Raw genomic sequence first — 1756 nt, 5'->3', positions numbered from 1 at the left:
AAAGACCAACTGCCGGCCCTGGCCCGGGAGCTGCGCGAGTACCTGACCCACACGGTCAGCATCTCCGGCGGCCACTTCGCGGCCGGGCTCGGCACGGTCGAGCTGACCATCGCCCTGCACTATGTCTTCGACACGCCGTCCGACCAGCTGGTCTGGGACGTCGGCCATCAAGCCTATCCGCACAAGATCCTGACCGGCCGCAAGGAGGCCATGCCCACCATCCGCACCAAGGGCGGCGTCTCGGCTTTTCCCAGCCGCGCCGAGAGCGAGTATGATGCCTTCGGCGTCGGCCACTCCAGCACCTCGATCAGCGCGGCCCTGGGCATGGCCATCGCCTCGAACCTGAAAGGCGAGGACAAACAGATGGTGGCCATCATCGGCGACGGCAGCATCACCGGCGGCATGGCGTTCGAAGCCATGAACCATGCCGGGGCCCTGGACGCCAACCTGCTGGTGATCCTGAACGACAACGAGATGTCGATCTCGCCGCCAGTCGGGGCCATGAACAACTACCTGACCAAGATCCTGTCCAGCCGGCTGTACGCCTCCGTGCGCGAGGAAAGCAAGAAGGTGCTGAGCAGGATGCCCAGCGTCTGGGAGCTGGCGCGCAAGACCGAGGAGCACATGAAGGGCATGATCGTGCCCGGCACCTTGTTCGAGGAACTGGGCTTCAATTACATCGGACCCATCGACGGCCACGACCTGGACATGCTGGTCTCGACCCTGGAGAACCTCAAGCACACCACAGGGCCGCGCTTCCTGCACATCGTCACCAAGAAGGGCAAGGGCTACGCCCCGGCCGAGAAGGACCCGCTGGCCTATCACGGCGTGCCGGCCTTCGATCCTTCGAAAGACTGCCTGCCGCAATCGGCGCCGTCGCCCTACCCGAGCTATACCGAAGTCTTCGGCCAGTGGCTGTGCGACATGGCCGGCCAGGACGAGCGCTTGCTGGGCATCACGCCGGCCATGCGCGAGGGCTCGGGGCTGGTCAAGTTCTCGGAATGCTTCCCGCAGCGCTATTTCGACGTCGCCATCGCCGAGCAGCATGCGGTCACTTTGGCCGCGGGCCAGGCCTGCCAGGGCGCCAAGCCGGTGGTGGCGATCTACTCGACCTTCCTGCAGCGCGCCTATGACCAGCTGATCCACGACGTCGCCCTGCAGAACCTGGACGTGCTGTTCGCGCTGGACCGGGCCGGCCTGGTCGGCCCGGACGGCCCGACCCATGCCGGCAGCTTCGATCACAGCTTCCTGCGCTGCATCCCCAATATGCTGATCATGGCGCCGGCCGACGAGAACGAATGCCGGCAGATGCTGACCACGGGCTATCAGTACGAAGGGCCGGCGGCCGTACGCTATCCGCGCGGCAAGGGCCCAGGCGTCACGGTGCAGCCCGGCCTGACTGCGTTGCCGATCGGCCAGGGCGAAGTCCGCCACCAGGGCAGCCGCATCGCGATCCTGGCCTGGGGCAGTCTGGTGGCGCCGGCGCTGGCGGCCGGCAAGCACCTGGGCGCGACCGTCGTCAACATGCGCTTCGTCAAACCGATCGATACGGATTTAATTCTGGAACTGGCCAAGAGCCATGACGTGTTCGTGACCGCCGAGGAGAACGTGCTGGCCGGCGGCGCCGGCAGCGCCGTCAATGACTTCCTGCAGGCGCAGAAGATCCTGATGCCGGTGCTCAATATCGGCCTGCCCGACCAGTTCGTCGAGCAGGGCACGCGGGAAGAACTGCTGGCCCTGTGCGGCCTCGATGTGC

Annotated in this window: 1 protein-coding gene; it reads left to right on the top strand. The window is 66.1% G+C overall.

The window, feature by feature from the left end; genetic code table 11:
* Positions 1-1756 (top strand): 1-deoxy-D-xylulose-5-phosphate synthase (gene dxs, locus IT781_RS21755; protein ID WP_194972264.1); only part of this gene is annotated, 1756 nt, incomplete at both ends.

Source organism: Methylobacter sp. BlB1, from assembly GCF_015476545.1.
Classification (GTDB): domain Bacteria; phylum Pseudomonadota; class Gammaproteobacteria; order Methylococcales; family Methylomonadaceae; genus Methylobacter.
The sequence above is the reverse complement of the archived record's forward strand: the minus strand, read 5'-3'. Positions and strand labels throughout refer to the sequence as shown.